This is a genomic window from Algoriphagus algorifonticola (assembly GCF_007655305.1).
In the GTDB taxonomy this organism is placed as follows: Bacteria; Bacteroidota; Bacteroidia; order Cytophagales; family Cyclobacteriaceae; genus Algoriphagus; species Algoriphagus algorifonticola.
Map to the genome: position 1 here is coordinate 136,601 of NZ_VLOG01000058.1, position 1,787 is coordinate 138,387.

At 31.5% G+C, this 1,787-nt stretch carries 3 protein-coding genes; all 3 read left to right on the forward strand.

Translation table 11 applies throughout. The features are described from left to right. The coding region (locus FL972_RS19470) for a hypothetical protein (protein WP_186300133.1) at positions 1-218 on the forward strand (218 nt) is incomplete at its 5' end. Between the two features lie 220 nt (positions 219-438). Beyond that, a complete protein-coding gene (locus FL972_RS16310) occupies positions 439-642 on the forward strand; it encodes a hypothetical protein (protein ID WP_144606935.1) in 204 nt (67 codons plus the stop codon). Further along, positions 636-1,787, forward strand: a 1,152-nt coding sequence (locus tag FL972_RS16315; protein WP_144607049.1) for a 6-bladed beta-propeller, incomplete at its 3' end; no start/stop codon positions are given. The genes FL972_RS16310 and FL972_RS16315, both read left to right, overlap by 7 nt.

The following is a 1,787-nucleotide window of genomic DNA, read 5'->3' on the forward strand; positions in this document are numbered from 1 at the left end:
CACTAGTGTTCGTTCTGTTGATCGCATTTGCTTGCTCGAAATCACCAAAGTCTAGCGAAATCGCCAAACTTCAAGCGAGTGGAGAAATTCTCCGCATCCCCATCGACAGCCTAACCGCCAATATCAGTACCGGCTTAGTTCGATACAAAGACTTTTTGGTCAATGTCAACTGGAATACCAATACTTTGAAGTTTTATGATTTAGATTCAAAAACCTGAAAAATTCTTATTTACAATTCACATTATACTATTAGTCAACCTATAACTAGCCACTTAAATATTAATCATTCCTTTTATCAAAAAATAAACTAATTTTACTTTAGATTCAAATCTGATTTCTTGCATAATAATAATAATAATAATAATATGTTCGAAGTAGTTAGTCGATTGGCTAGCCGCTCCTTTCGGGGAGGATCTGTTTTTCTAAATTTATTTTATCATGAAAAAGTTAATTTTAGGATTAGGTGTTTTAGGTTTTACGTTAAGCCCCATGATTGCAATTTCTCAAGGAATGGGTGGTTCAGGTCCAACTCCAGGGTACGAATCTGAACCTAAAACTTGCATTGAATCAGGAATTGAAACACATCGCTGTGTTATTAATTCTCTTGCTTCCTGTGATGTAGAAGGTCAAATCCCATGTTAAATATTTTCTCAATAAACTGCCTGCCAAAAATTGGCAGGCAGTTTCATCGAAAATTTGTTCAAATAGCTTACCGTTTTTTCATTCTTTTATTTTTCACAATAGCTTGTGTCGAGGAAAAATCAAAAGAGATCATCACGCCTATTAATATTGATCTCAGTAATCCTATCGAAAACAGTAAGCTTTCGGATATTTTTCAAAATCCAAAATATACACTATTAAAAGAATCAGAGGAAAATCCACTTGTGTCTCCTTACCAATTTCAATTTATGAAAAATAAAATTTTTGTAAGAGACATTGATTATCAGAATATTCAGATTTTTTCATCCGAAGGTGAATACCTTGATGGAATCTATTCGTCCGGAGAAGGACCAGGTGAATTTTCAAATATCAATGACTTTTTTGTATCTGATGACAAAATTATTATCCAAGATACTAACCTTAAAAAGATACTTCAATTTGACCACGAGGGCCAATTTCTATCGGAAAAACAACATTTATTAAATAATTCAAATTTTGCTTTTTCAGAAAATAAATTTCTATTTTATATGTCAAATGATCCCGAAATAGAGGGATTCAATTATATTTTTTCTAATGACGAAAAAGAAACTAGACTCCTAAAAATCGAACCAGAGCTGGAAAATATTGGGAAATACCTACAAGCAAACAGCTTTATTTCCCTCGGAAATTCAAATTTTCTTTTTTACCGACCCTATACCTTTATGGTTAATATTTTAGACAGTAAAAACGAGGAACTAAACAAAACTTTTTTGTTTGATTTTGGTAATTTTCAACTTAAGGCCAATAATCATTTTTTATCTTCAAATGATAAGAATCGATTGATTACAAGTCAAAATTTAGTATCTCAATTTATTTCCGTTTTACCCATTGATAACTTCCTCGTTATTTCATTTTTAAGAGGAAATAAAGATAGATATCTACTAATTTTCAATCAAACGACCCAAAAAACTTCTTTACACGTAGACCTAGAAAATGATTTATCTCCAGCATCTTTAGGATCACCATGGACCACCGATGGAAATCGGGTATATTTTATAATTCAGTCTATTGATTTTTTTAATGATTATATCCAAAAATTCTCAGGACAAAACGTAGAAATCAAACCCGGAAATGTTCATGAATTTTTT

Coding starts and splice junctions, on each gene's coding strand:
- FL972_RS16310 (WP_144606935.1), top strand. CDS start 439: ATGAAAAAGTTAATTTTAGGATTAGGTGTTTTAGGTTTTACGTTAAGC.